The sequence below is a fragment of the Fibrobacter sp. UWCM genome (assembly GCF_900129735.1).
Taxonomy (GTDB): domain Bacteria; phylum Fibrobacterota; class Fibrobacteria; order Fibrobacterales; family Fibrobacteraceae; genus Fibrobacter.
The window spans coordinates 112,907-137,004 of sequence record NZ_FQWR01000008.1; the positions used below are offsets into that span (position 1 = coordinate 112,907).

General features: G+C 50.5%; 22 protein-coding genes. 7 read left to right on the forward strand and 15 right to left on the reverse strand.

The features are described from left to right. Window positions 1-14: 14 nt before the first annotated feature. The 9 genes from BUB22_RS07405 to BUB22_RS07445 all read right to left on the reverse strand — a co-directional run bounded on the left by BUB22_RS07405 (window position 15) and on the right by BUB22_RS07445 (window position 12,142). A complete protein-coding gene (locus tag BUB22_RS07405) occupies window positions 15-1,457 on the reverse strand; it encodes a lipopolysaccharide biosynthesis protein (protein WP_073114563.1) in 1,443 nt (480 codons plus the stop codon). Window positions 1,458-1,460: 3 nt separating this feature from the next. Further along, complete coding sequence (locus BUB22_RS07410) at window positions 1,461-2,489, reverse strand: glycosyltransferase (protein ID WP_073114564.1); 1,029 nt, start codon at window positions 2,487-2,489, stop codon at window positions 1,461-1,463. Further along, window positions 2,489-3,373 carry a glucosamine inositolphosphorylceramide transferase family protein gene (locus tag BUB22_RS07415; RefSeq protein ID WP_073114565.1) on the reverse strand — a complete coding sequence of 295 codons (885 nt, stop codon included), beginning with the start codon at window positions 3,371-3,373 and terminating at the stop codon, window positions 2,489-2,491. Before BUB22_RS07415 ends, BUB22_RS07410 begins: the two co-directional genes overlap by 1 nt. 49 nt (window positions 3,374-3,422) lie before the next feature. Continuing rightward, window positions 3,423-4,580, reverse strand: coding sequence for an ATP-grasp domain-containing protein (locus BUB22_RS07420; RefSeq protein WP_073114566.1), 1,158 nt, complete (start codon window positions 4,578-4,580; stop codon window positions 3,423-3,425). Between the two features lie 51 nt (window positions 4,581-4,631). Further along, window positions 4,632-5,804 (reverse strand): hypothetical protein, encoded by a 1,173-nt coding sequence (locus BUB22_RS07425; protein ID WP_073114567.1) that lies wholly within the window; start codon window positions 5,802-5,804, stop codon window positions 4,632-4,634. A 97-nt stretch (window positions 5,805-5,901) separates the two neighbouring features. Next, the gene (locus BUB22_RS07430) at window positions 5,902-7,998 is read right to left on the reverse strand and encodes an FISUMP domain-containing protein (RefSeq protein ID WP_073114568.1); all 2,097 of its coding nucleotides are present in this window, start codon (window positions 7,996-7,998) and stop codon (window positions 5,902-5,904) included. 26 nt (window positions 7,999-8,024) lie between these two features. After that, window positions 8,025-8,735 carry a fibrobacter succinogenes major paralogous domain-containing protein gene (locus BUB22_RS07435; RefSeq protein ID WP_073114569.1) on the reverse strand — a complete coding sequence of 237 codons (711 nt, stop codon included), beginning with the start codon at window positions 8,733-8,735 and terminating at the stop codon, window positions 8,025-8,027. Between the two features lie 88 nt (window positions 8,736-8,823). Continuing rightward, the gene (locus BUB22_RS07440; protein ID WP_073114570.1) at window positions 8,824-10,065 is read right to left on the reverse strand and encodes a CotH kinase family protein; all 1,242 of its coding nucleotides are present in this window, start codon (window positions 10,063-10,065) and stop codon (window positions 8,824-8,826) included. 16 nt (window positions 10,066-10,081) lie between these two features. Then, window positions 10,082-12,142 carry a polysaccharide biosynthesis tyrosine autokinase gene (locus tag BUB22_RS07445; protein ID WP_073114571.1) on the reverse strand — a complete coding sequence of 687 codons (2,061 nt, stop codon included), beginning with the start codon at window positions 12,140-12,142 and terminating at the stop codon, window positions 10,082-10,084. An 85-nt stretch (window positions 12,143-12,227) separates the two neighbouring features. Here BUB22_RS07445 and BUB22_RS07450 point away from each other — a divergent pair, with 85 nt between their 5' ends. The 5 genes from BUB22_RS07450 to rpsI all read left to right on the forward strand — a co-directional run bounded on the left by BUB22_RS07450 (window position 12,228) and on the right by rpsI (window position 17,578). After that, on the forward strand, window positions 12,228-13,058 hold the full coding sequence (locus tag BUB22_RS07450; protein WP_073114572.1) for a hypothetical protein: 831 nt from the start codon (window positions 12,228-12,230) through the stop codon (window positions 13,056-13,058). Window positions 13,059-13,094: 36 nt separating this feature from the next. Continuing rightward, window positions 13,095-15,383, forward strand: coding sequence for a signal peptide peptidase SppA (sppA, locus tag BUB22_RS07455; RefSeq protein WP_073114573.1), 2,289 nt, complete (start codon window positions 13,095-13,097; stop codon window positions 15,381-15,383). Continuing rightward, window positions 15,380-16,447 carry a hemolysin family protein gene (locus BUB22_RS07460; RefSeq protein ID WP_073114574.1) on the forward strand — a complete coding sequence of 356 codons (1,068 nt, stop codon included), beginning with the start codon at window positions 15,380-15,382 and terminating at the stop codon, window positions 16,445-16,447. The genes sppA and BUB22_RS07460 overlap by 4 nt, the downstream gene beginning before the upstream one ends. A gap of 274 nt (window positions 16,448-16,721) precedes the next feature. Then, window positions 16,722-17,150, forward strand: a complete 429-nt coding sequence (gene rplM, locus BUB22_RS07465) for a 50S ribosomal protein L13 (protein WP_072807868.1) — start codon at window positions 16,722-16,724, stop codon at window positions 17,148-17,150. A 23-nt stretch (window positions 17,151-17,173) separates the two neighbouring features. Further along, a complete protein-coding gene (gene rpsI, locus BUB22_RS07470; RefSeq protein WP_072807869.1) occupies window positions 17,174-17,578 on the forward strand; it encodes a 30S ribosomal protein S9 in 405 nt (134 codons plus the stop codon). Between the two features lie 371 nt (window positions 17,579-17,949). Here rpsI and BUB22_RS07475 read toward each other — a convergent pair whose 3' ends face one another. From BUB22_RS07475 to BUB22_RS07490, 4 genes are all read right to left on the reverse strand, one after another. Beyond that, a complete protein-coding gene (locus BUB22_RS07475; RefSeq protein ID WP_073114575.1) occupies window positions 17,950-18,705 on the reverse strand; it encodes a flavodoxin family protein in 756 nt (251 codons plus the stop codon). Window positions 18,706-18,724: 19 nt separating this feature from the next. After that, window positions 18,725-19,468: a hypothetical protein gene (locus BUB22_RS07480; RefSeq protein ID WP_073114576.1), complete on the reverse strand. Its 744-nt coding sequence runs from the start codon at window positions 19,466-19,468 to the stop codon at window positions 18,725-18,727. A 428-nt stretch (window positions 19,469-19,896) separates the two neighbouring features. After that, the gene (locus BUB22_RS07485; RefSeq protein ID WP_073114577.1) at window positions 19,897-20,583 is read right to left on the reverse strand and encodes a Lar family restriction alleviation protein; all 687 of its coding nucleotides are present in this window, start codon (window positions 20,581-20,583) and stop codon (window positions 19,897-19,899) included. A 119-nt stretch (window positions 20,584-20,702) separates the two neighbouring features. After that, the gene (locus tag BUB22_RS07490; protein WP_139258832.1) at window positions 20,703-21,464 is read right to left on the reverse strand and encodes a DUF2959 domain-containing protein; all 762 of its coding nucleotides are present in this window, start codon (window positions 21,462-21,464) and stop codon (window positions 20,703-20,705) included. A 208-nt stretch (window positions 21,465-21,672) separates the two neighbouring features. Between BUB22_RS07490 and BUB22_RS07495 the strand changes: the two genes are divergently transcribed. Together BUB22_RS07495 and BUB22_RS07500 are read left to right on the forward strand one after the other, a co-directional pair. Then, window positions 21,673-22,314: a hypothetical protein gene (locus BUB22_RS07495; RefSeq protein ID WP_073114579.1), complete on the forward strand. Its 642-nt coding sequence runs from the start codon at window positions 21,673-21,675 to the stop codon at window positions 22,312-22,314. Next, window positions 22,274-22,606 (forward strand): JAB domain-containing protein, encoded by a 333-nt coding sequence (locus BUB22_RS07500; protein WP_083535445.1) that lies wholly within the window; start codon window positions 22,274-22,276, stop codon window positions 22,604-22,606. Before BUB22_RS07495 ends, BUB22_RS07500 begins: the two co-directional genes overlap by 41 nt. Before the next feature lie 17 nt (window positions 22,607-22,623). Here BUB22_RS07500 and BUB22_RS07505 read toward each other — a convergent pair whose 3' ends face one another. Together BUB22_RS07505 and BUB22_RS07510 are read right to left on the reverse strand one after the other, a co-directional pair. Further along, window positions 22,624-23,622 carry a virulence RhuM family protein gene (locus tag BUB22_RS07505; protein ID WP_083535446.1) on the reverse strand — a complete coding sequence of 333 codons (999 nt, stop codon included), beginning with the start codon at window positions 23,620-23,622 and terminating at the stop codon, window positions 22,624-22,626. A gap of 191 nt (window positions 23,623-23,813) precedes the next feature. Then, a partial coding sequence (locus BUB22_RS07510; protein WP_175547260.1) for a helix-turn-helix domain-containing protein occupies window positions 23,814-24,098 on the reverse strand: 285 nt, incomplete at its 5' end.

Here is a 24,098-nt window from a genome sequence, read left to right on the forward strand (position 1 = left end):
GATGGGAAAAATAGTTATTTCTTTCGGTATTCCTTGACTGTCTTGACCAAATAGTCAAAACGTTCCATCCTAAATAGTTTAGCAATGCTAAAATAGACGAGAATTCCTGTTATAACCTGTAAAATTGATTGTGGTAAAAGCGGAATATCCGATGTTCCTATAGCGTAGACTGCGATTCCCATGGGAACCGTCAATATGAAGGTTGGGAAAATGTCCTTGATTTGCTCTAAATATCCATAACCTAATAGCTTTCTGTTAGGATTCGCGTTGATAAAGGAACAGAGAATTGTGGAAACTAGAGCGCCGTAGGCGATGCCTATGGGGCTCTTGAAATAGAAGTAACTGCCAATCAGGAGAGAAAGTCCGCAAATCTTCTTGATGATTTCCAACTTTAGGAATACGTCGCTTCGTCCGACAGCCTTGATGGCTGAAAGGTTTGTCGTATGTATCGGATAGAATAGGTACATGAAGCAGTAGATTTGGACGAAGGGGACGCAGGGGAGCCACTTTTCGCCGAGAATCAGTAAAACGACCTGGTGGGCCATGGCGGCAAGTCCGGCCATCATGGGGGTGATGATGAACGTGCTCGTGATAATGGACCTGCGCATCATTTTCTTGAGCTGGACGATGTCGTTCTGGGCTGCGGCGAAGGAGGGGAGGAGCACAGAGCCAATGGACGTGTTGATGTTGTTTACGATAAGGAAGGGGAACGTGTCGCCCCTGTTGTAGTATGCCAGATCGGCAGGCGAAAAGAACTTGCCGATGATTAGGCCACGAAGGTTCGTGTAAACGACGTCGATTAGGGAGGATACGAGAAGTTTCCACCCGTAGGTGAATAGCGACTTGAACCGGGTGAAGGAAAATTTGAAGGAAGGACGCCAAGGAATGGTAAACCACATGATGGCGACCGCAAGGAATGCGTTGCAGAACTGGTGGGCGACTAGTGCCCAGATACCGAACCCGCAGAAAGCGAGTGTAAGCCCGATTGCTCCCGATGGAATGATTGCGCCGACGCTGCGGAAGAATAACTTCTTGAACAGCATGTTGCGGGCGACATAGGCGTTCTGGATAGAACTGAATACATCGATAAAGAGTGTTATTGCAAGCACTCTTATGACAACGGTGAGCGATGGATGCTCGTAGAAATCTGCAATGAAGGGTGCGCCGAAAAATAGGATGGTGTAAGTGGCTACGGCGATGCCGAGGCTTGCCCAGAATACCGATGAAAAATCGAGGTCATCTGCATCTTTTTTCTGGATGAGTGCCGTGTTGAGGCCACTCTGGACGAAGACGGAAGCAATGTTGATGAAGATGGCAATGAGCGCTACTAGGCCGAAGTCGTTGGGGGCAAGTATCCTTGCGAGGGCAATGGTGACGCCGAACTGGATTAGCTGTGTTCCGGCTCGCTCAAAAAATTTCCAAAAAAGGGAAGATATGATTACCCGTTTGTCTGCCATTATCTACCGGTGGGCGAGAGATTCGTATGCATCCAGGTATTTCTGGGTTGCTGAATTGATGTCGAAGTTTTCGTGTGCAAAGTTCCAGGCCGCTTCTGTATCTATGGTAATTTCCTTGTTGTAAAATAGCATAATTTTTTCAGCCAAATCACTTGCATTGCCGCATTGGAATGGAATCCCGTAGTGCCCGCCGTCAATGACCTCGATTGGGCCTTCCAGGTCGCTTGTTATCACGGGCACCTTTGCCGCGATGGCTTCTGCGATTGTGAGCCCGAATCCTTCAAAAATGGAAGGCTGTACGTACAGGTCATAATGGCAGAGGTTCTCGTAAACATAGGTCCTGGATTGAAACCCAAGAAAATTGATTTTGCCTTCGAGACGGTATTCTTTTGTGAGTTCCTTGAGTTCGGCTTCGTTTTTACCGCTACCGATGAAGTCGACGGAAAAATCTACACCATGTTCCTTTAGAACCTTTGCTGCTTCAATAAGAACTTTCTGCCCCTTGTCATTTTCCAGACGGCCGACATTTACAATGCGTAAAGGGGTGCCGCGTGTATGTGCGTCGCATTTGATCTGGTCGAAGTGGATGCCGTTATAAATGATTTCCGATTCGAATCCCTGGTTCTGGGTTCTCTTTTGTACTGCCTTGCTGATGGCGAAAAGCTTGTCGAATTTTGGATATTCGTTCGGTATGCTGGTGATGTTGTGTATGGTACGAACGACTGTTGCCTTTCGCTTGATTCGGACGAGCCTGACAATTCCCTCCATATGAATATGAATCACGTCGGGATTGATGCGGAGCAGGTCTAGGTTAAGACGAATGATTGGCAGCGGGTTCTTGGTACCGACCTTGCGCTTGCACGGATAAAGCTTAATTCTTGAATCTAGCTTGTCTGCAAGCGATGAACTGATGTTGTCATTGATGACAATGATGCTTACTGTGTGTGATTGTGCCTGATAGTTGGCTATATCGACCAACATAGACTCCACACCACCAATGCCAAGCCCCCATACGATGTGCGCTATGTTCATTATTTGATCTCGAAAGGTTTTTTCAGGTGTAGTTTCACGAGCAGGTCTTTAAAGCCGATATACAGCCCGCCCAAGAAGGGAAATCGTAGTTTGTGTACGTCAATGACGGCAAGTCCGTTGTATGTGTTGAACGTGTGGGTACCACGCTGGTATTTGGGGTGCGTGGAATAGTACCTGAATTCCTCTTGGAATTCAAATTGGCCTTGTTTGATAGATACGGTCTGGAATGAAATGGCATGACCGTAAGACTTATTGCATTCCTGTGCAGGGCGGATAAGCCTGCCTTCGTGGAGGAATATCGCCCCTGCGTTCCTGGCTATATTTTCGGGGAATGATTTCTCCTCGGTTTTCGAGAAATCGCCAAATAGTGAGTCGGATTTCCAGAGGGTGAGCTTGCTCCCGTTGGGTGTGGGCTCATAGGTGGATAACACGTAGTAGTCTGCGCCGTCTTTAAACAGGGTCGCGTCAGTAAGTTTTTCGGGCAGGATCTGTTTGATGAATTCTAACGAGTCTGCGCTTTCCTTGTACTCGTATAGGTTCCATCCACCAGACTGGTAGTTCTCGGGACATACATATACGTGTCCGTCTTCTCTCCAGATCATAGGGAAGGAAAGGTGCGTTTCCAGGTCGAGAATAATCTTGCAGTCGGTTATGGTCCACGATTCTCGATTGATAGCAAGCCTTGCAATGCGTCCGCGATGGATTGAATAGTCGAATTCCTCTACAAGCAGGGTGATTTGCTTGTCATCGAAATCAAGAATGAAGGGGTCCGCAAACCACTTGTTCGTGTAGATGCCGTTACTAATCCATTTGACCCGGTTTGTCTTCAGGTCATCATAGCCATTCAAGAGAATCCCGAGTTTCCACTCGGATTCTTCTAGCATGTGTTTGATTTTTTTCAGGGACATAATTCATCTATAGGAACACAATGTGTTAGGATGCCGTAAAACTCTTCTTGAAAATGCGCATTGATTCGGAAAAAAGCCGGTAAAAGAACGGAGAGGGATCTTTGGCGAAGAAGACTGCATGCGATTCGGACTTGATGCATTGTTTCAGCCAGGTGAAAATACTCACTTTTTTGTGCATGGCTACTCGTAAGTCGTCAAATTCGGGCATGAAATGCGTTGGACGCACAACCGCCTTTTCTGCGGCTTCGATATTATTTACGCCATGGCGCACCCACAGGTTTGGTAGGTTTATTCCCGACATGGTGACGCAGAAGGCGTTCCCGTCGTTCCTCATGTTGATTTCCATGAAGAAGTCCTTGCCATTTTTGTCCCTCAGGAATTCAAGACTGAAGAGTCCTTCGTAACCGATGCTTTTTAAAAACTGATGGGCCTTGTTGAGGAATTCCTTTGAAAGAAATTCGTCCATTCCCTTGTAGAGTAGGTATCCTGTGTTTGTATTATCAGGCTGGCGAATAATTGACGTGTAACCGGGGATCAGGCATTTTTCCCCATGATCAAGTGAACACCCTATAAGCTGGAATTCGGCGGACTTGTCTATGAATTGTTGTAATTGGAATTCCTTGTCCTTAAATTCCTGCATCGCGATGTTAAGCTCGTCGGATGTGTGGCATATTTTGATGTCGCTTTTGGAACCGTTGATGCTTTCTGCGGGCTTGACGATGCATGGAAAAGTCGACCATCGCTTGAATGCTTCCACATCTGTAGATCTGATTGATTCAGGAATATCGAAACCACATTCATTGGCAATTTGGCTTTGCACTTCCTTGCTCATCAGCCGATTAATTTCGCCCTGCTTATTTTTGGCGTTAGGCAGAACAAGATATTTGGAAAGTTCATCGAAATTCTGGTCAATGATGCTGATGCTTGTGTCGCTGGAGCAGATAACGACTGGCTTTGTGGATGATTCCTTGCCAATTTTCAGGAGGGTTGCGGGCAAACTCTCGTCGGATTCAATTTTGATGATGTTCTTTTTCTTTACGTACTTTGATCGAGATACAAAATCATCGTCTTTGCCAACCAAAATGAGTTTTATGTCGGTTGTGTCGGCAAGGCCAAGACTACGGATAACCCCCAATGTATTATGGTGGTTCCCGCCGATTACAATTGTCTGACACCGTTCCATTGATACTCTTTTTTAGATGGATTTTTCCTAAAAATAGTTAATTCGAGGAACTTATTTTGAACGCTTCAGTCGTTTTGTAATATTTCTCAGAATTCGCCACCTTACATATCCCCAGAAGGGAGCGGAGTCCTTGGAATTGTAGTAGTAATGACACTTGCAGTTCTTGACTTCCTTGATCCATTGGGACAGTTTTACCGTGCGGCTTTTAAAGACGTTGTTGATCAGGTCTTCCGGCTCGACCATGGCATTGAATGGTTCGGTCGCAATCTGCATTTCTTCGTAGGGAATTCTTCCCAGAAGGGTGGATTTTGCCCAATAGTAGGGCAGATTGCCGCCGCCCGTAGTCATGGCGTAATTCCAGGTAGAGGCCCTGAAGATTATCTCCAAGAAGTATATCTCGTCATTGGGCCCCCGCATAAATTCAATTTCGAAAATGCCGTTGTATTTCGTTTTCTGAAACAGTGCACAGATTTTCTTTTTCAGGCTGTCGTCGGTAAACGGAGAAAACGTCATGTAGTGCCCGTAGCTGTTGTCGTAGTACCTTTGGTAATTGCATACTAAGGGTATAAAGACGTCCTTCCCGTCGTTGATGGAAAAACCTTCCATGCAGAATTCGCCTTTTTTATGGATGTATTCCTGCAGGCAAAGTTTTGGCGACTTGATGCTCTTGTACGCCTCGAGTAGTTCGGCTTCGGAATTGCAGATATGGACATCATCCTTCCAGGCGCCCATTGTGGAGGCCAGGACCTTTGTGATGATGGGGTATTTGAGCTTTTTCGGCAGGGTTCCCGTGTCTACAATTTCCTTGTTCGGTATGGACAATCCCGCTTCGACGGCCAAATTTGTGATGACGTCCTTATTTTGCTGCCGGGTAATGCGCCCTTGTTCTGTCGCATTGTAGAATATGAACTTGTCTTTCAGTTCATCGTACCGATTGTCGAGGAAACTTTCGGTTTTGTCATCGCTGCAAAAGACAAACGGTTTTACGGCTTCGTTCCCGTAGTTGTTGAGGAGGAGGTCATAGCCCTCTTCGAGGGATTCTACGGTGTAGAATTTTGATACGTATTTGCTGTGATTGAGCATGCAGGGCGCATTCCCGTGTGTCACCAGGATTACGATGGGCTTGATTCCCTTTTCTCCAAGGCTGCGGCATACGCCTAGCGGATTGTAGTGGTCTTCGACAAGCTGAATGAATTTGTGGTCTTGAAGATTCTGTGAGTCCATCGTGATGAATCCTTTACCCTGGCTAAGGTTTGGGGCTGGCTATAATATAACAAATGCGGGCCATATTGACCCGCAAGTAAAATGAAAATAGAAACTGCTAGTCTTTTATGCAGCGGATGGACAGCGCATTGCCTTTACGATAGGTGACTAAGCTTGTTGCGTCGTGGTCACGCAGTAGCATGAAGGACGCATGTGTGCTATCAAGTTCAGAAGATGTCCAAAAACTGGCATTAATATATTCTCCGTCGATGCTGCCATAGATACTACCTTCGCCACCGCAATAGTTATAGGGGCATCTTTGGCCGGATGGACAAGCTGCAAAACCGTAGGCGTCACTGCCTTTACTGTTACCCCATATAGTTACACCTTCTTCTCCAAAGAAGCCTTCATCACTAGATTTAGTTATGGATGACTTTAAGGCTTTTCCCGCAATATTTTCTCCTCCAACAGCAGCAATAAGTGTGTCAAATTCTGCCCGGGTTGGAAGGTGCCAACCCTCGGGACAAACTCCTTGCACAGGGAATGTCGCTGTACATCTTGATCCTTCTCCGCATCCCTTGCTGCCGGTGCTCCATAAGCCTGCGCTATCCATTGCTGCACTCCACAAATAGAGGCGCCCAACGGGTTTTAAAGGAAACTCCAAGTAAGATTCGGTCTCGGGATCATACTTATGTCCTAAGAGAACATTATCGTGATAATAGAAACTGCTGGAATCAAGATCTGCAGTTGGTTGCAGGTATGCATAGTCCAGGTTTTCTGCCATCCACCATTGTTCTCCAATCTTAACAGTCTTGTAGGTCTGTCCATCGCGCTTGTCAGTCAGTGTGCCATACTCGCAGTGATCTTCTGATTCCGTCTTGCAAGGTTCTACAATTGGAAAATTGGAAATGGTTGCGGAAGAGGAGCTCGTTTTGTTTCCCTTGATGCAACGGATGTTGCGGTGATAAGATTTATAAAAATCTGCTCCTAAACGGGTGTTAGATCCTCCTATTTCTAGATAGTAATAGTATTCAGTCGTGAAAAGTGCATGTTCATCAATAAGGAATACGTCTGAGCTCCAAATTGTGGCGTAGTAGTGGAAATTATCATTGAAGCTGCTGCAACCTTTAGTGCCATTACTATTGGTTTGACAAAACCCGGAGGGAAGAACTTTAAAAGAAAACTCATCAGTACCGGAACTTAATGCCCACATGTTTGTAGATCTGAGTTTTGCATTTGCACTGTCTGGACCTCCGACTTCTGCAATTAAAGTGTCCCATTCTTCGTTGCTTGGGAGGTGCCAGCCATCGGGGCATGCGTTTAGAGCTTCAGCCCGGCTATAGTAGTGGCCAAATACAGAGCATTGCGTTGTATCGTCGTTGTAGCAAAAACTAGTCTCCGTTTGATAGTTGAGATTCTCTGCCATCCAGGTTTGCTCACCGATTTTTACCATTTTATAGGTTTTACCATCTCGAGAATCTGTAAAGGTTTCTAAGGGCTTGTTGTCGTTCGGTGCGGATTTATTGAAGATACAACGGACAGAAAGTGCGTTATTGGGTAGATATAAATCGTAACCGGCATTGCTAACGTTGGGACTGCTGTTGAGGTAAAGCGTGTAAAAGGTTCCCTTGCTATCGTTATATTCTCCGTCATACTCGGAAGAACTCCAAAAACGAGCAAAAGAATTTTCTCCGCTGTATGTTCCGTCGTCTTTTCTAAAACCAGCGAGAATGGCTATAAAATAATCTTGGCTTGTGAGAAATGAATACTGATGTGCAGCATAATAGCGGCCGCCTCCAAGTCGAGCATTGGTCAATTCATCAAATTCGGCTTTTGTGGGCAGATGCCATCCTGTGGGGCAGGCCTTTTGGGCCGATTCCCATTTATAGAGCCTTCCGTACTTGGAGCAGTTCTTGTCGTCGTTCTTGTAGCAGTAACTGTCATCCATTTTATAGTTTAGATTTTCTGCCATCCATATCTGTGTACCGATGGTTACAACTTTGTAGGTTTGTCCGTCGCGCGGATCTGTGAGCGAACTGGGAATTCCACTGGAAGACGATTCCTCCATAATGCTGCTGGAAGACGTTTCTTCGGCGGGTTCAGAGATTTTGCCGATGTCGCCGGAACCACTGTCGCTAGGGTTAACAGAGTTGCTGCAGGCGACAAGAATCGCAGAAGCGAAGGCGAAAAAGGCTATTTTCAAATATTTTTGCATAGAAGGCCTCCTGAAAGGATGAAGGCCTAGTCTTTGAGGCAGCGAATATTGAACCAAAAATACTCTTCTGCAGCAAAGTAGGCTCCTTTGTCGTATTCTGATATGCACAGGTAGATGTAGAATTCGTGATGGTAGGTGCCTTCGTCAGTTATATAGTCTTCTGTACTTTTGTCAGAGCTCCAAAAACCGGCGTTGCTGTGTTCGCGGGATGTTTTTGTATAGTAGTACGCTCCATCGGAGCCTTTCTCTCCAGCGGGAAGGACCGTGAAAGAGAAGTCATCTGTGCCGGCATTATATTGCCACATGCTGGTTGACTTGAGCTTTTCTCCAGCAACGCTTGCGCCGCCGACAGCCTCTAGTAATGTTTTCCATTCTGTCGTGTCGGGCAGATGCCAACCGGAGGGGCATGCTTCCTGTGCTTCTTTCCAGGTATAGTACCGCCCAAACTCAGAACACTTTGTTGTGTCGTCTAGATAACAGTAACTGTTGCTGGTCTCGTAGTTGAGGTTTTCTGCCATCCAGGTTTGCTCACCGATTTTTACCATTTTGTAGGATTGACCGTCACGCGAATCGGTAAAGGTTTCTAGGGCTTCGCTGGAAGAGGACTCGGCCATGCTGCTGGAGGAAATTTCCTCATTGTCGTTGGAGGCGTTGCTACTCGGATTGTCGGAATCGGAACACGCAGCAAAAAGAACGGCGGCAAGCAGGAATGTGGAAATCTTAGGGAGTTTTTTCATGGTCGTCGTCCTTGTGCTGGGAAAGGTGGTTATGCGCTACTCATAAAGATACACAAATAACGCTCTGAGAATTCATGTAACTTTTTTTTTACAAATGGTGGTTAATCCACTCTATTCTTTGCTTAATCCAGCTATTTAATGAGTCGATGGCTTCGCCGTAACTACCATAGGCCTCTTTATATGTCCAGTTTTCTGTATTTTCGAGTACGGGCCAGCGTTTGAACTCGTTTTTTGCTGCCGGGGAGAGTTCCTTGGCGTATTTGCGGATCGAATCCGGCAGGGTTCTAAAGAAGGGCTCGTTTGCGTTCCAATAAGAATCCGTTTTTTCCTTCACTTCGGTAATTTGCAGCAACTGTTTGTTCCATTCAGATGATCTGACGTACCAGTCTGTGGGCGTACGCAGGGAGTCAACTTCCCAATTACCATAGGCGACATCAAAATCCCAGACGGGGCCGAGTTTCATTGGCATGCCGCGTTCCCAGGTGATAAAGATACTCCTGCGGAACGCCCCGTCAAAATTTTTGGAGAGCTCCTGGATCCAGTAGTACCGGATATAGTCGTCAATGTCGATGCGTTCTCTATAAGTTGTGTCATCGGGATTGGCTTCATGGTACAGAAAAAACTCCCAGTTGATAAGTTGTTGCCGCAAGACGTTGAGCGTTGAGTCTGAAGGATCTTTTGGGTACTTTACGTGAAAGTTGTTGCCTCTTTTGGTAATGACATGAATTTCGTTTGGATGTTCGGTTGAGCTGAACTCAATGAGATAGCTGAATTCTTCCTTGGGTATGTTTACCCTGTTTTTGCCTACTTTGACTGTTTCAGTCAGCAGATATACTCCCTGGTATTGGCGGTTCAGGTAAAGTTCAACAAAATGGCTGCGCGGGGTATATTCGTCGCCGAGCCATCCTGCAAGTTTATAAGTGATAAAGTTCTTGAGGAGTGTCTTATCGGCAGAATTGGCGATGAGGGCCCAGTCCTTGTCCTTGGGCATGCCAAAAAAATCTTGCTTTTTTTCGAATTCAATTTTGTAGCTGGGTTTGGGCATTCCGGTAAAACTGGAGTTGCCTCTTCCCTTGATGGTCAGGTCTAGTACGGCGCTTTCGGGAGAGTCTATTCCGTAGATTTGCAACTTGGCGGGAATTTTTGTTTCTCGGTCGCGGATTTGGGCGAAGTCTTCAGTTTCAATGACTAGTCGCGGAATGCCTGCATAGGGGTATTCCGAATCATCCAGCGTTAGAAATTCAGGATTGCTCTCTGGTTCGTTCCATACGCAGGAACAAAGCAGAGTACAAACAAAAATGAACGCCGGCCACTGAAACATCGATTCCATTGCATGCGTTCAGAAATTAGCACTTGTTGAGTACAACACTGACGTGAGCATCTGCATTGCTCATGCGCAACTGAGCGGCGCCATTTTTGATGGCCTCAATGCTGTGTTTTTTGCTTTCGAGGACCATTGCGATTTGCGATGCTGCACGGCATGCGGATATCGCGTCGGCTGCAAGAGCAAGGGACGGCGTGTTTATGACAACCAGGTCGTATCTCTTTGCGAGTTCTTCGATAACCATCAAATACCGTTTAGAACTAAGGAGCTCTGCGGGATTGCTGGGGGTTTCTCCGCAGGGGATTAGTTCGAGGTTTTCCACGGTTGTCTTGCAGATTGCGCTGTCAATGGGCTCGTTGTGCAAGAGTATCTGGGATAGCCCGGTATTACCGTCAATCCCGATTTTTTTGGCTAAGTGCCCTTTACGGAGGTCGGCATCTACAAGCAGGGTCTTTTTCCCGGAGATTGCAAATAGGGAAGCTAGGTTTTCGGAAATGAAAACTTGTCCGGCGCCAGGAGCGAGGCTGCTTATCCCGACAATGGGGGAGGCCCCTTCGCTTATAAGGAATTCAAGAGAACTGCGAAGCGCTTGAAGCGCTTTTATAGAAACGTCGTTCGGATTGGATACGGCGAGAGGGACTGTATCAACAGTCGTTTTGATGCTGGTCTTGGGGACTTTTGCGTAAACGCTGAGTCCGGTAGCTCGTTCGAGAAGGTCGGGGTCGCGAACCCCTTCGCCGAATTTGCGTCTTACGGAAACAAGTGCTATGCCGAACAGGATTCCCAAAAAGAGCGCTACACCGATAATCATTTTCTTTTTGGGCTTTATGGCGTAGGGTAGCGCTTCTGCATAATCGATAATGCGCACGGTACCCGCCTCGCCTGCCGAAACCAGTTTTAACTGCTGGATGTTGTTTAGTAGCGAGGTGTACGTGACTTTTGCCATTTCCACTTCGTTGCTTAGTTTGAGTACTTCTTGCTGCTTTGTCGGGAGCCGCTTGGATTCCGTGCCGTTGTTTGCTAATTCGCGCTTGATGGCGTTTTCTTGTTCCTCATAAGTTTTAATGGTCGGATGTTCTGGCTGGAACAGACGGATGGCATCTTGCTTCTTTTGCTGGAGATTGAAGAGTTCCTGTTGGAGCTTGTTGCGGCGTTCCAAAACAAGTCTTGTTTCGGCGTTGATATCTACGGAACCGACCTGCTTTTGGTAGGTGTTGAAACGGTGCATTGCGCTGTCCATTTGGGCCTTGATTTCGGGCAACTGCTCTTCTAGGACGTTGAGCGTTTTTTGCGCTTCGATGTTACTCCGCTCCACGTTTTGACGCAAATAGTTGTTGGCAATCTCGTTCAATATTGCAGTGGCGCGGTCGGGATAGATGTCTGTGTAGCTGAATTCTAGGACTCCGGTTTTCTTGCCCCTGTCTTGGATGTCGAATGCGCCCTTGAATGCCTCGATTGCGTCAAGCCTGTCGATTTTGAACAGCTCAAATCGTTGTCCCTTCTTCACGTCCATTTTGTAGACACTGAAAGTGACGGTGTCGCCTGCATAGGGGGCTTTATATGTTTCGCCTGCGTGGCAGTCCGTGAAGATTTTTTTCTTGTTGTGGTCGAGGACGTCGAATGTAAGGCTGTCTTTGACGACTGCAAACCAAGGCTTGCCGATTTCTTTCTTGGGAAAGTTCTTCCATGGAATTTCGAGTTTGTGCAATTCCATTCGCCCTTCCTTGTGAAGAATCCTTTGAAGGATATTCGTGGGAATGGCGTAGTATTGCAGATGCATCTTATCGATGGCGTCACCGATAATTTGGCGGCTCTTGATAAGTTCAATTTCTGTTTCAGCGGGGCTGGAGTTGGCAAACAGGCTTCCCAGACCGCCCATCATTGCGCCAATCATTCCGCTGTTGGTCTTATTTTCTATTTGCACTAAGGCGTCTGCCTGGTATACGGGCCTAATCCACATTGCGGCGAATACACCCATGATGCCTGATAAGATGATGCATGGCAACATGATGTGCCAGTTCTTGACCAGGTCTTTCAGAAGGTCAAAAATATCCGTTTCTTCTTTTTTGGATTTCGCTGCCATATAAAAATACCATAGTAGATTTGTATATGCCTAATATAGAAAAAATAGCCTTCAGGATATTTTTTTAAATTTTGAGTCAATTAAAATGTCTGTTTTTTTTAAAAATACGCTGTTTTTTGTGTGCTTTTTCGGTGCGGCTTCGCTTTTTGCCCGCGAGACCGTCTCGCCGGTGCGCGCTCCAGGGAGTTTTGTTCAGTTCGGTGGTCTTGCGGAACTGCATGATGATGTATATAGTGCCGACCTGAACCTGGCTGGCGAATTTGCTCCTTGCAATTGTTTTAGCATCTATGGAGACTTTGCCTACCGCTTGGTTAGCTATGAATGGGACACAATGCTGCATGACCAGGTCCACGAAATGGTAAACCTGCAGGTAAATGGACTTAATGAATCGTACTTGGGTATGAAGGTAATGCCGTTCCCTTTTGGGGGCGTGGATGCGGGTTGGCGATTCCCTCCGCGCGAAGGGGGCCGCGAGAACCGCTTTCACCGATTTAGCATTTCTCCGTTTGGTATTTATGATTTTTCTAGGAACATGGTCTTTGGCATGGCCGCTGAGTATTTTACTTTTTTGGAAGAGCGGAACTTTCAGCCTGGCGATGAATTCGGTCTGAAAGGTTCTGTTTCCTGGAAATTTTTATGGGATCATGATGCCTATTCTGGGTGGAAGTTTGACTATGTCTTTTTATATCGATGGCGTGTGCAGAAGTCGCGAAATATGAATCTTGAAAAGAAATACAGAGAAATGGACGACCTTTACCGTGGATTCAAAATGCGGGTTGATGCCGCTCGTTATTTCTCTGTTTTGGGGAACTCTATCGGGGTAGCGCTTTTTTACGAAATGAACCGTGGCTACTTGTTTGGGATGGAAACGGGCCACACGATTGGCGTTTATTCAAGGTTTGAGTTTGGAAAGTAGTTCTATTTTGTGTGAAAAATTGCTAAAATATTTGCAATGAGAAAGTTTTTTGCATTAGTGTTTATGGCCGTTTGCGCCTCTTTCGCCTACATTCCGGGCGAATCGGGCTTCGTGTCGCAGGATGGCGGCCACGGGATTTTCGGCAACCCGGCGTCCCTTTCGGCGTTCGATTCGAAGGGCGTGCTGCTCGGCTACCAGTTCGATGACAACGTGTCCGCCTTGCGTGCGGGTGCGAACCTGGAGAGGCTCGGCGTCGGTTTCGATTACCGCACCGACGGCGAGGGTTTCGATGAGGCCCGCTGGAGTGCCACGTATTCGTTCCCGATGTTCGACCGCCTGCTTTTCTGGGGTACGCGCGTGCAGGCCCTTCGCAGTGCGGATTTCGAGGGTACGGAATGGACGCTGGACCAGGGCTTTCTGGTTCGCCCCTTCAACTGGCTTTCTTTGGGCTACACCTGCGAAAACTTGCTTTACCTGGGGCCGGAGTCGCAGGACCGCATCCATAGTTTCGGTGCTACCCTCCGCATTGGCCGCAACCTTGCGGTAAGCTACGACTGGGAGGATTTCGAGAACCACAGGCTCCTCCTGGAACTAGGGCTCTACGGGTTCCGCTTCGCTTTCCAGATGCCCCTTTACGGCGACGACGAATGGCGCCTCACGGTATCGACGTCAATTGGCGGCAACTACGACTTTGCCCTGACGGTGTTCGACGATTACCTGCCGAAGGGTGGCGCTATCGGCTACCATTCGTCGCGTAACCCGCAGGCGTCGCGCTTTGCGCAGATTGTGCGCGTGCCTCTCAATACCGACGTGGTGGAAAAGAGCGAGGGCCTGCCGTTTATCGGTGAACGCGATATCGCGCTTTCGAAGGTGCGCAACTTGTTCGAGCACTTGATGCGCGACCCGTCTGCGGGCCTCGTGATTCTCGACTTTTCGGGCTACCGCGGAAACCTTGGCGTCTCGGGTGAAATCAACCGTATGGTGATGGCCCTGCGGGCGCGCGGCTCGAAGGTGGTCGCCTACGTGGATGATATTCGTTTGTCTGTACTTTTGGCGGCTGCTTCTGTCGACCGCGTTGTGGCAGAACCTTCTGCTCACTTGACTTGGCGCGGGCTCGGCGGGAATTCTCTCTTTTACAAGGGCCTGCTGGACAAGATTGGCGTGAAGGTGGAATTCCTCAAGCACGGTGCCTACAAGTCTGCGGTGGAACCCTATGTGGCGGACTCGATGTCTACCGAGGCGCGCGAGAACCGGAAGGAACTCTACACCGACCTCTGGCAGTCCGTCACCTCTATGGTTGCGGTGCGGAACACGCGCCAGTCCCTCGGGGTCAAACGCACCCTCGATTCGCTGGCGTCTACCCCGGTGGTTTCTGCGTCCGCGGCTGTGCGGGCGGGGCTCGTGGATACGCTCTTGTACCTGGACCAGGTGCCGGCATACGCGCTCAAGTCGTTCTTCGATGTGGACGCCCCGCAGGCGCGCTACAGCGACTGGTACCCGACTTCGCGCAAGATTTTTGACGAGACATGGCGCCAGCGTTCGCGCATTGCGCTCCTGAACATCGACGGTACCATCGATGCGGGTATGGAACAGAGCGTTGCCGAGGCTCTGCGTCGCGTGCCGGGCAGTGCCGAGGCGCTCGTGATACGCATCTCCTCTCCGGGTGGCAGCGCGATTGCGTCGGACAAGATCTGGGGTGCCATCATGGAACTCAAGAAGCGTGGAATCCCCGTGGTTGCTAGCATTGGCGATATGGGGGCCTCGGGCGCGTACTACATTGCCTGTGCCGCCGACGCGATTTTCGCCGAGCCGTATTCCATAGTTGGGAGCATCGGCATTTACGGTGGCAAGATAGATGCCTCCGGACTCATGAGCAAGGTGGGCCTGAAGGCGGAGACGGTAAAGACGCACGAGCATGCCGATGCGGAAACCTTCACGCGCCCGTGGACCGATGCGGAGAAGGCCGCCCTCCAGCAGTACATGGACGAGTTCTACGAGCGCTTTGTGAAGGTGGTCTCGGGTGCTACAGGCATCGCCCGCGCGAAGGTGGATTCCTCGTATGGCGGCGGCCGCGTGTTTATTGGCGAGAAGGCCTACAAGTACGGGCTGGTGCAGGGCCTGGGCGGCCTGGATGCTGCTCTGAAGGAGGCCCGCAAGCGTGCGAATATTGGCGAGGGTAACGATATCGAGTTAATCCCGATTCTTACCGGCGGCTCTAACATCATTCGGGATCCCTCGGCAAGTGCGCTTATCGACTTTGTGCTCGGTGCCGAGCGCGTGCAGTTCTGGGCCCTCGACCCGCTGCTCTGGGAAGGTGCCGAATGATAGCCATTGTCGTTACAGTCCTCTGTTGTCTTGCTGCCTCGGCGTTCTGTTCCGTGACGGAAGCTTCTTTCTATAGTGTGCCGCCTGCGACGGTTGAGTTCCTGCAGAAGAACAAGAAGTTTACGGCCAAGTACCTCACGCACGTTAAGGAAAATATTGACCGCTACATAGCATCCGTGCTAATCGTGAACACGGTCGCGAACACGGTGGGTGCCTCGCTTGCGACGGCGCTCGCGGTGAAGCGTCTTTCCTCTACCGGTGCGATGGCGCTCCCGATTGTCCTCACGATTCTCATTCTCCTCTTCGGCGAAATCACTCCCAAGACGCTCGGCGTAAAGCAGGCGAAGACGTTCGCCCCGCTCGTGTCGGTGCCGTTCTACTACATCACCAAGATTCTCGGCTGGACCGGGCTCATATGGCTGTGCCTCACGCTTACCAAGCACTGGACGCACGAGGACGAAGAAAAGAAGGACGTGAGCATCGAGGACATCAACAGTCTTGTGAGTCTGGGCCTTCGCGAGGAGGTTATCGACCGTCAGCAGGCTTCCGTCATCAAGAACATTCTTGCGCTCAAGTCGGTGCCTGCACGCAAGGTGATGACTCCCCGCCAGGTGGTGTTCAGCCTCCCTGCCGACAAGACCATCGGCGAGACCATCGACGAACTCGGGAACTGGCCGTTCTCGCGCATCCCTCTGTACGCCGAGAACAAGGATGCCTGGATTGGGATTGTGCTTAGGCGCGACGCCTACAACAGGCTTGCGGAAGGCGAGCGCGACGTTACGCTCCGGCAAATGATGCGCCCCCTCCAGCTGATACCCGACAGCGTGATGCTCGACAAGCTGTTGCTCCGGTTCTTGAAGCAGCGCGGGCACATGGTGGGCGTGGTGGACGAGTTCGGTGCCATCGCGGGCATCGTGAGCCTCGAGGACGTGCTGGAAGAAATTCTCGGCCGCGAGATTGTGGACGAGTACGACGAGTCCGTGAACCTGCAGGAAACTGCCCGCCGCCGCAGCAAGGCCCTCGCGTTCATCCGCAAGAAGCGCCCCTCCAAGCCCCGCGCATAACGTCACCCTGAGCCACGAATTGGCGAGGGATTTGCCAGACGTCATACCGCAGCCTTGCATGGCAAGGCAAGGGTATCCATTGGTAAATTTCTTCCAAAATGTTTATATAATTATATCAATTCATATAATTGGTAGAGTCTAAAACCCGTATTTTTCGGACTTTTCTCGAAAATTTGACTTTTTTACCCTTGTCGGCTTTGCCGAAACCATCTATATTTGTATCGCTTTTTCCGGGGCACCCCTGCCCAGGAATTCCATTAACTAGAGGATTTACATGAAGACCATTACGGTAAACCCGAAGTCCGTCACCCGCAAGTGGAAGCTTGTGGACGCTGCGGAAAAACCCCTGGGACGCGTTGCAAGCGAAGTTGCTCGTCTCCTCATGGGCAAGCACAAGGCCATCTATTCCCCGAACGTCGACACTGGCGATTTCGTCGTTGTCATCAACGCCGCCAAGGTTGCCGTTACCGGTAACAAGAACCTGCAGAAGGAATACTTCCGTCACACCGGTCACATCGCCGGCGAACGCTGGATCAACTTTGCCGACCTCATGGCGAAGGACCCGACCGCCCCGCTGACCGCTGCTATCTGGGGTATGCTCCCTCACAGCGCTCTTGGCCACAAGATGGTTAAGAAACTCAAAATCTATGCCGGCGCCGAACATCCGCACGCTGCGCAGAACCCCGAAGTCGTTGACTTCTAATCTTTAGAACGGAGGATACCTCTATCGCTACCGCAAAGAACAAGAAGATCTACCGTGGCACGGGCCGCCGCAAGAACGCCATCGCCGCTGTGATCCTGAAGCCGGGTACCGGCAAGCGCACTATCAATGGTCGTGATTTCAAGGATTACTTCCATTCCGAAGTGCAGAACATGATCGCCAACCTTCCGTTCGCCATCCTCGGCAACGCGGAAGAATGGGACGTCGAAGTCACCGCTCGTGGCGGTGGAATCGCCGGCCAGATGGGTGCTGTCCGCCTGGGCATTGCCCGCGCTCTCGTGGCCAACGACGCCGAAGTCAAGCCCGCCCTCAAGAAGGAAGGCCTCATGACTCGTGACGCCCGTGCCGTTGAACGTAAGAAGTTCGGCCGCAAGAAGGCCCGTAAGCACTTCCAGTTCAGCAAGCGCTAATCTGCGAAACGCTTTACAACGAAATGCCTCGCCACTCGGCGGGGCATTTTGCTATTTGTCAGGTGCGCTGCGGGGCGTTTTTTTTTGCAAGGCCGCTCGCCAAGGGTTTTCTGTTTTTCAAAAGCCGCAGCACTCCGGCAGGACGTTTTTTGCCCAAAAGCAGACTAAATGCGTGAAAATTATGGTTTTGGTCTGCTAAAAATTAAGTTGTCTGTAAACGAAGGTGCGTTCTGGGGCTGTTCTGCGCAACATTTGCGTTAAATGAGTTTCTTTTTGGCCGTTTGCTCTGGGAAAAGGGAGAAAAACGATTACTTTGTGCGTAAAAAAGCGGACCAAATGGGGATGAGAGGGCAGTTTGGTCTGCTAGATTGCTAGAAGTTGTCCGGCCGGTCGAACATGTGCGTGACGAACTCGGTCACGAGAGTCACGTAAGCGTCGTCGCTGAAGATGGGCTTCTGCATTAAATCGATTGCTTCTTGAGAAAGCGAACCCGTCTTGGCGAGTTCCTCGCCGCCCTTCCTGTACTTTTCGCGCAGCATGGCGAGGCGGCGCGGGCCACCGCGGTGGTCGAGCGCGCGCATCTGCGGGCAGGCGATGAGCGTGTATCCCTCGTGCCCGAGGATAATATCAAACTGCTTGCGGATAGGCTCGTACACCACGTCAATATCCATCCAGGCACAGCTCGAAAGCAGGATGATCTTTTGTCCTTCTTTCTGGAACTGGAGCCCGTGCAGGTGCGAGTTGAGTGCGTTCGCGCCATCCTTGAGCTTCTGGCCCATGTAGGGGTGGACCATGCCCACGATGCGGTCCATCAGGACCTTCATCTGCCCAGGGATGCTGAACAGGAACAGCGGGAAACTCCAGATGACGATATCCGAGTTGATGAGCTTCTCGCGCACCATCGGGATGTCGTCGTCCTTGATGAAACAGCTTCCGTCGGGGCGGCCCCAGCAGCTGAGGCACCCGCGGCAGGGCTTGATATTCAGGCGGTCGATGAAGAGGTACTCGGTTTCGTAGTCGCCGTTCTCTTCGAGCCCCTGCACGAACGCCTTCGTGGGGATAAGCGTCCCACTGCGTTCGTTCTTCGGGCTTGCGACCATCACGAGAATCTTCTTCTTTTCTGCCATGCGCCCAAATTTAGAAAAACTATGCGGCGAGAATTCCGCGGTACTTGGCGATCAGGCCCGCGCGCTCGAGGAACTCGAGCACTTGACGGCGGAGGTTGCCCACCTGCGCCCTGGTAATCTTCATGTGTTCCGCGACTTCGACATCGGTGTAGCCCTTGGGGCATTCGTGGCAGACTTTGAATGCGACAGTAAGGTACTCGAGGAGGCGCTTCTTGCCGCTGATTGCCCTCTTGGTCGCCTCGATGGCAAGGATGTGGAATGCCCTCTTTTCGAACGTGTTCTTCGAGGAAATCTCGTTGATGATAGCGCACATGATGCCCTCTTCGTCCTTTTCCGGGTCGTTGGACTTCTTGTTGGAGCGTGTTTCGTACGAGAAATCAACGAACACCATGCGCTCGGTGTTCTTGGAGTTGTCGCGTTTTGCCGTCTTGAGGTCAAACTTCCCCATGTTGGTAAGGTGGGCCATGAAGTTGACGCCCATGTCCAGGTCGAACTTCTGGACCGTATTCCAGAACACGGTGAACACTTGCCCCGAGATGCGCGTGCCGCGATCCTTGTCGCTCAACCCCTGGAGGCTCCAGTCAGAGTTCAGTGCGCGGGACTTTGCGGCCATGAGGCCGAGGAAGTAGTCCCCGTAGATGTCCCAGAGCATCCTTGTTGCTCCGAGACGGATGTTTGCGTGCTTGGTCGAGTCCTGGGCGATGGTGATCAGGGCTTCGGTTTCGCGTTCGGCGTGGAACACGGGGCGGGTCTTGTTTGTCATAACGACTCCTTTTAAGGGTGGCGTGGCGCCCCCTTTGCTCTCCGCAAAGGGGCTGGGGGTGGAGACGGCCATAGCCCTTCACAAAAGCAAAGGGTTGGCTTCACAACAAAAAGTGATGTAAGATGTTAGCCCGGAGGGCTATGCAAGCAGGCTCGATGAGATGCTAGAGGTCGGCATACCACAAATATAGCATTTGCGATTGACAGAATCTGTCAATTTGAGGTTTGTCGGAAATTTTTTTGAGGGGAGGGGTCGAGAGAAATCAAAAAATCTACTCATAACGTGAGCGGTAATATAACATATTTTCTTGCGAAGAGGTTGTAAAAATATGTTTACTTTCGCCTGGCTACTCATCGGGTTCCTCCTGTTTCGTTCTATTATAAATATAGCAGTCCTATGCGACAAATAACGTCACGTTCAGGGCGCTCTCAATACTCGGGCATTTCCGGGTTTGGCGCCTTATGGCGATTCCCGTGAACAGCGTGCTCAAATTCATCGGGTTCTTCCCCGCTAGCCTCGTACAGGGAGAGCAAGTGTACCGCGTGTTCGAACTGCAGGGGAGGTACCGCAGGTTCTGCCCGCTTGTTCCATTGGCTCATGATGCGCTCGAACTTCGAGTTTTTTTCGCTTATCTCGGTATCGAAATCGTACCAATTAATAATCTTGCCGCATTTTTCGCAGTATATATAATAGGGAGTGGAATCATCGCTCCCGAATGAAAGGAGGGGCTCGGGAAGGTGCCGCGGCACGAGAAATGCCTTGCCCTGGCAATGCGGGCATGTCAACTGGCAGGTTTCCGTTTTCCATGCGGCCACGAGCCCGCCTAGGGGGCGGCTGGGGTATGGATTCTCCCACCACATCTCGGGACCAAAGAAGTCACCGAAAAATACGAAGTCTATCGGGATATTGTACAGTTTCGGGTACTTGCAGAAGAGTTTCCAGTTTCTTGCCAAGAGGGGGATGCTTTTCCACAGGAGCTTCTCCCGACGCTCGCGGCGCCGGTCCAGAATCGCCTGGATTTCCTTTTCTTCGCTTTCGAATACCTTTTCCTCGTCGCTGATGAGCGGCAGGCCTGCATTGATTCGCTTGTTGAATGAACGGAATGATTCCTGCATGTCAGTTTTCCTCGAGTTCGGGGATATCCTCGAGAATCCTGTCGGCATGTGCCTTGGTAATCCATTCGTGCCCGAAAAACCCCAGGATGTTCATGTAAGCCATGCGTGCCTCCTTTTTCTTAGAAAACCGTGGTTTCTTGCTTGTTGAACGCTACGGTCTTGTCGTATGTTCCGCTGCGCAACTGCACGTGCAGGTGCTCGTTGGCTTTGCCGATGTCTTCGTGCAGAACCGTAAAACGGTCCCCCAGTTCCTCGCGGATGAGGGCCACGAGTTCCTTGCGGTCGGCGAGGCTGCCCATATCCTTGATGCGGAAGTCGACGGCGGCGCCGGAATAGTGGGCCGACTTTGCCGAATGGCCCTCGTAGTCGTTCGCGCTCGTGACGAGCGGCTTGAAATTCTCGTCGCCCGAGGCTACGCAGTATGCCCACACGACCACAGATATCGCGGAGTCGAGTTCGGGGAGGATGTCTTCGAGATTGACATCGGGTTTCTGCCGTGTCATGGAACGAATCTGCTGGTGGTATTTTTGCTGGATGTTGCCGGTTTTTTGCTCGATTTTGTCTTTTATTGCGTCAATTTCGTCAAATTCGTCAATTTCCTCGATGGCGTCCTGGACGTCTTCGACGTATTCATTGATCTTGTTGCCGACGTCTTCGGCTGCGTCCTTGACATCTTCGACATACTTATCGATTTTCTCAACGTGCGTTTTCACGGGCTCGCTTTGGGTTGCACAGGTGTTGTCGCAGAAGGCGAGGCCGAGTATGCCGACTACGCCGACGGCCAGGCCGACCGGCAGCAGCGCGACAATTATCTTGATGGCGATGCAGACGACTGCCACGGCGATAATCCCGATGACGAGTAAACCCAAAGCTGAGGCCATAGACGCTCCTTGATAAAGTCTCCGTAGTCTTTATCGATTCTTGCGGGAAGAAAGTAAAATGGATATTATGCGGTTACGGCAGTCCTGCAGTTTTATTATCGCCAAAAGGAGCGATAATGTAAAACACCCTGACAAAAAAAACTCCGGCACGAAAAAATATTTGACATTGCGGCGTTATGTAGCGATAATAGATAGGAGGTCCACACGAATGACATACCAGATAAAACTCGTCGATACGAACGGCAGGGCTTACGCGACGCAAGTAGGCCAAGCCAACACGCGCAAGAGTCACAGCGACGAACATGCCGACGCCGCGAAGATCGAGCGCATGCTCCAGCACCCCGAAAAGCTCTCGAACGACTTCGCACTCATTCAGCTTGCCAGGCGCGGCAACGCGACCGTGAGGCAGACGCTGTTTAGCCGCATGGACGAGGATGCCTTTCTCGATATCGTGATTAGCCTCGCGGGCGATGGTGATGCCGGCGCGATTGAGGCCCTGATCCGTGAGGTCAATAACCCGAAGTGCTGGGAAATGCTCCTGTTCTTTGCGCAGCGGCATGACGAGCGCGCAATCGATTTCGTGCTGAGGAATACCCACAGGGAGGGTGGCCTGCGGTGCGCCATAACCCTTGCGGAACAGGCTTGCCCTGCGGCGAAGGAATACATCAGGGATTTCTGCGCCCTCATCCGGCTTGCAGATAGGGGAAACCCGCATGTGATCGAGGCCCTCTATGCCCACAAGGACTACAACCTGGATTGCCGCAATCGTATAATGCGGCTATTTGCTGCTAAGCAACAGGAGGTAAAGCATGCAATGGAAGGTTGTCGCGGCGGCGGTATTGTCGACTAAGTTCGTTTTCGGGACGCTGCGCCTCCCGCTCTCGGACCCCGAGCGTGTCGCGTGGCTGGTCAGCGACCTCAAGGCCGAGCCCGTCTATAACCACACGGGCGGCCATCTCCGTTTTACCAAGGACGATTTCGAGTTTGCGAAGGGGCTTGCGGCGGCCGGCCGCCTGCTCAACATCCTTTTCCACGACTGCGTGATTATTAGCCGCAGGGGGTTCATCTCGATGCGTCGCGAATTTCCCGAGATTTTTGAACTGTCCGCAAAAATGGATGTGGTGGCTAAGTATGCTGGGTAAAGGATTGTCACCCCCGACTAGGTCGGGGGTCTTTTCATGCTTTCCTGGATTTTCTCGATGACTTCTGCGGGTGTAATGAAGTCCAGGACGCTGAATGCAGTCATCTCGTTACCCATGTCCTTGAAACTCGCTCCGAAGTGATACACCTTGTCGTCGACGAGCAAAAAACGGTCGTGGATCGTGCGCATCGTCTTCGGCTCCAGGCCTGGATACTGCTTGTTGTGCAGTGCGACGGCCTCCTTGAATTCTGGAGTTATACGCGCGGAATAAACAACCGCCTGCACGCCTTTCGCGCGCATCGCGGCAAATTTAAGTACCTCGATGGTGGCGAATGGGTCGATAAACACGACCGAACGCTTTGCCGACTTCACGAGATCCGCAATCAACACTAGCCCGTCAAAACGCGTCCCTGTCGTAAGGATGCCACTAGTTGGCGTTTGGGAAGCCTTGACAAAGAAATCTATTCGCTGCTCGACTGCGGAAAGCCGGGAATCCTGTTCGGCGACAGATTTTCGGACATCCGCGATTTCCGCCCCCTGATTTTCAATCATTTGTCGCTGTTCGTGAAGTCTGTCTACAATCTGCAAGTCTGTCGCAATTTTTCGTTGACGGACGGCGTAGCCCTTGAGCATGTAATCTTTCAGGACTTGATTTGCCCAGCGTCGGAACCTTATGCCTCGTTGTGTATTAACGCGAAACCCTACGGAAATTATCATATCTAGATTGTATAACGTCACCGGGCGCTTGACTAGACGTCGTCCCTCTTTTTGAACTAGTTCCAAAATGGAACTAGTTGCCGTTTCCTCTAATTCATGGGTTTCGATGATGTTTTTGATGTGCTTTGTAATCGCTTGCCGCTGAACGTCGAATAGTTCCGCCATTTGTGCCTGTGTGAGCCATACCGTCTCGTTTTCGACCCGCACCTCCAGCCGCACCTCTCCCTCCGGCTGGTAGAGCACGATTTCCCCCTTGTTTTCACCCCCGGCGGGGGTCTCCACTTTAGTCATTCCTTTCATTTTTACCTCGTTTAAAGCAAAAAAGATCGCCCCGCTTGCGCGGATAGCGATCTTCTAATAGCACCCTTTCTGGTGTTGGGGACAATATACAAAAATCTATTCGAAATAACTAAAAAATCGCCTGTTTCATTAGAAACGACTGCCCTTTTCTGTATTTTGAGGATATATTAAGTAAAAGCGAGTTGAACGCGCTATTTGCTCTGTGCCGCGGGCTTTGCCTGGACAGCAAGAACTTCGCTTTCGGAAAGCTTGAAGATGCGGGCGACCTTTTCGATGGAGTCGCCTTCTGCGAGCATGGCCTTGGCCATTTCGAGGCGTTCTTCGTTTGCCTTCTTGCGTTCTTCTGCGGCACCCTGGGCGCGGCCCTCGGCACGGCCTTCAGAAAAACCGATTTCGTGTTCAGCCTTCAAGTCCGTCATGTTTTTCGCCTCGCAGTTGAAAAGTTCCTCTACAAAGTTAATCAATTTAACGGAATC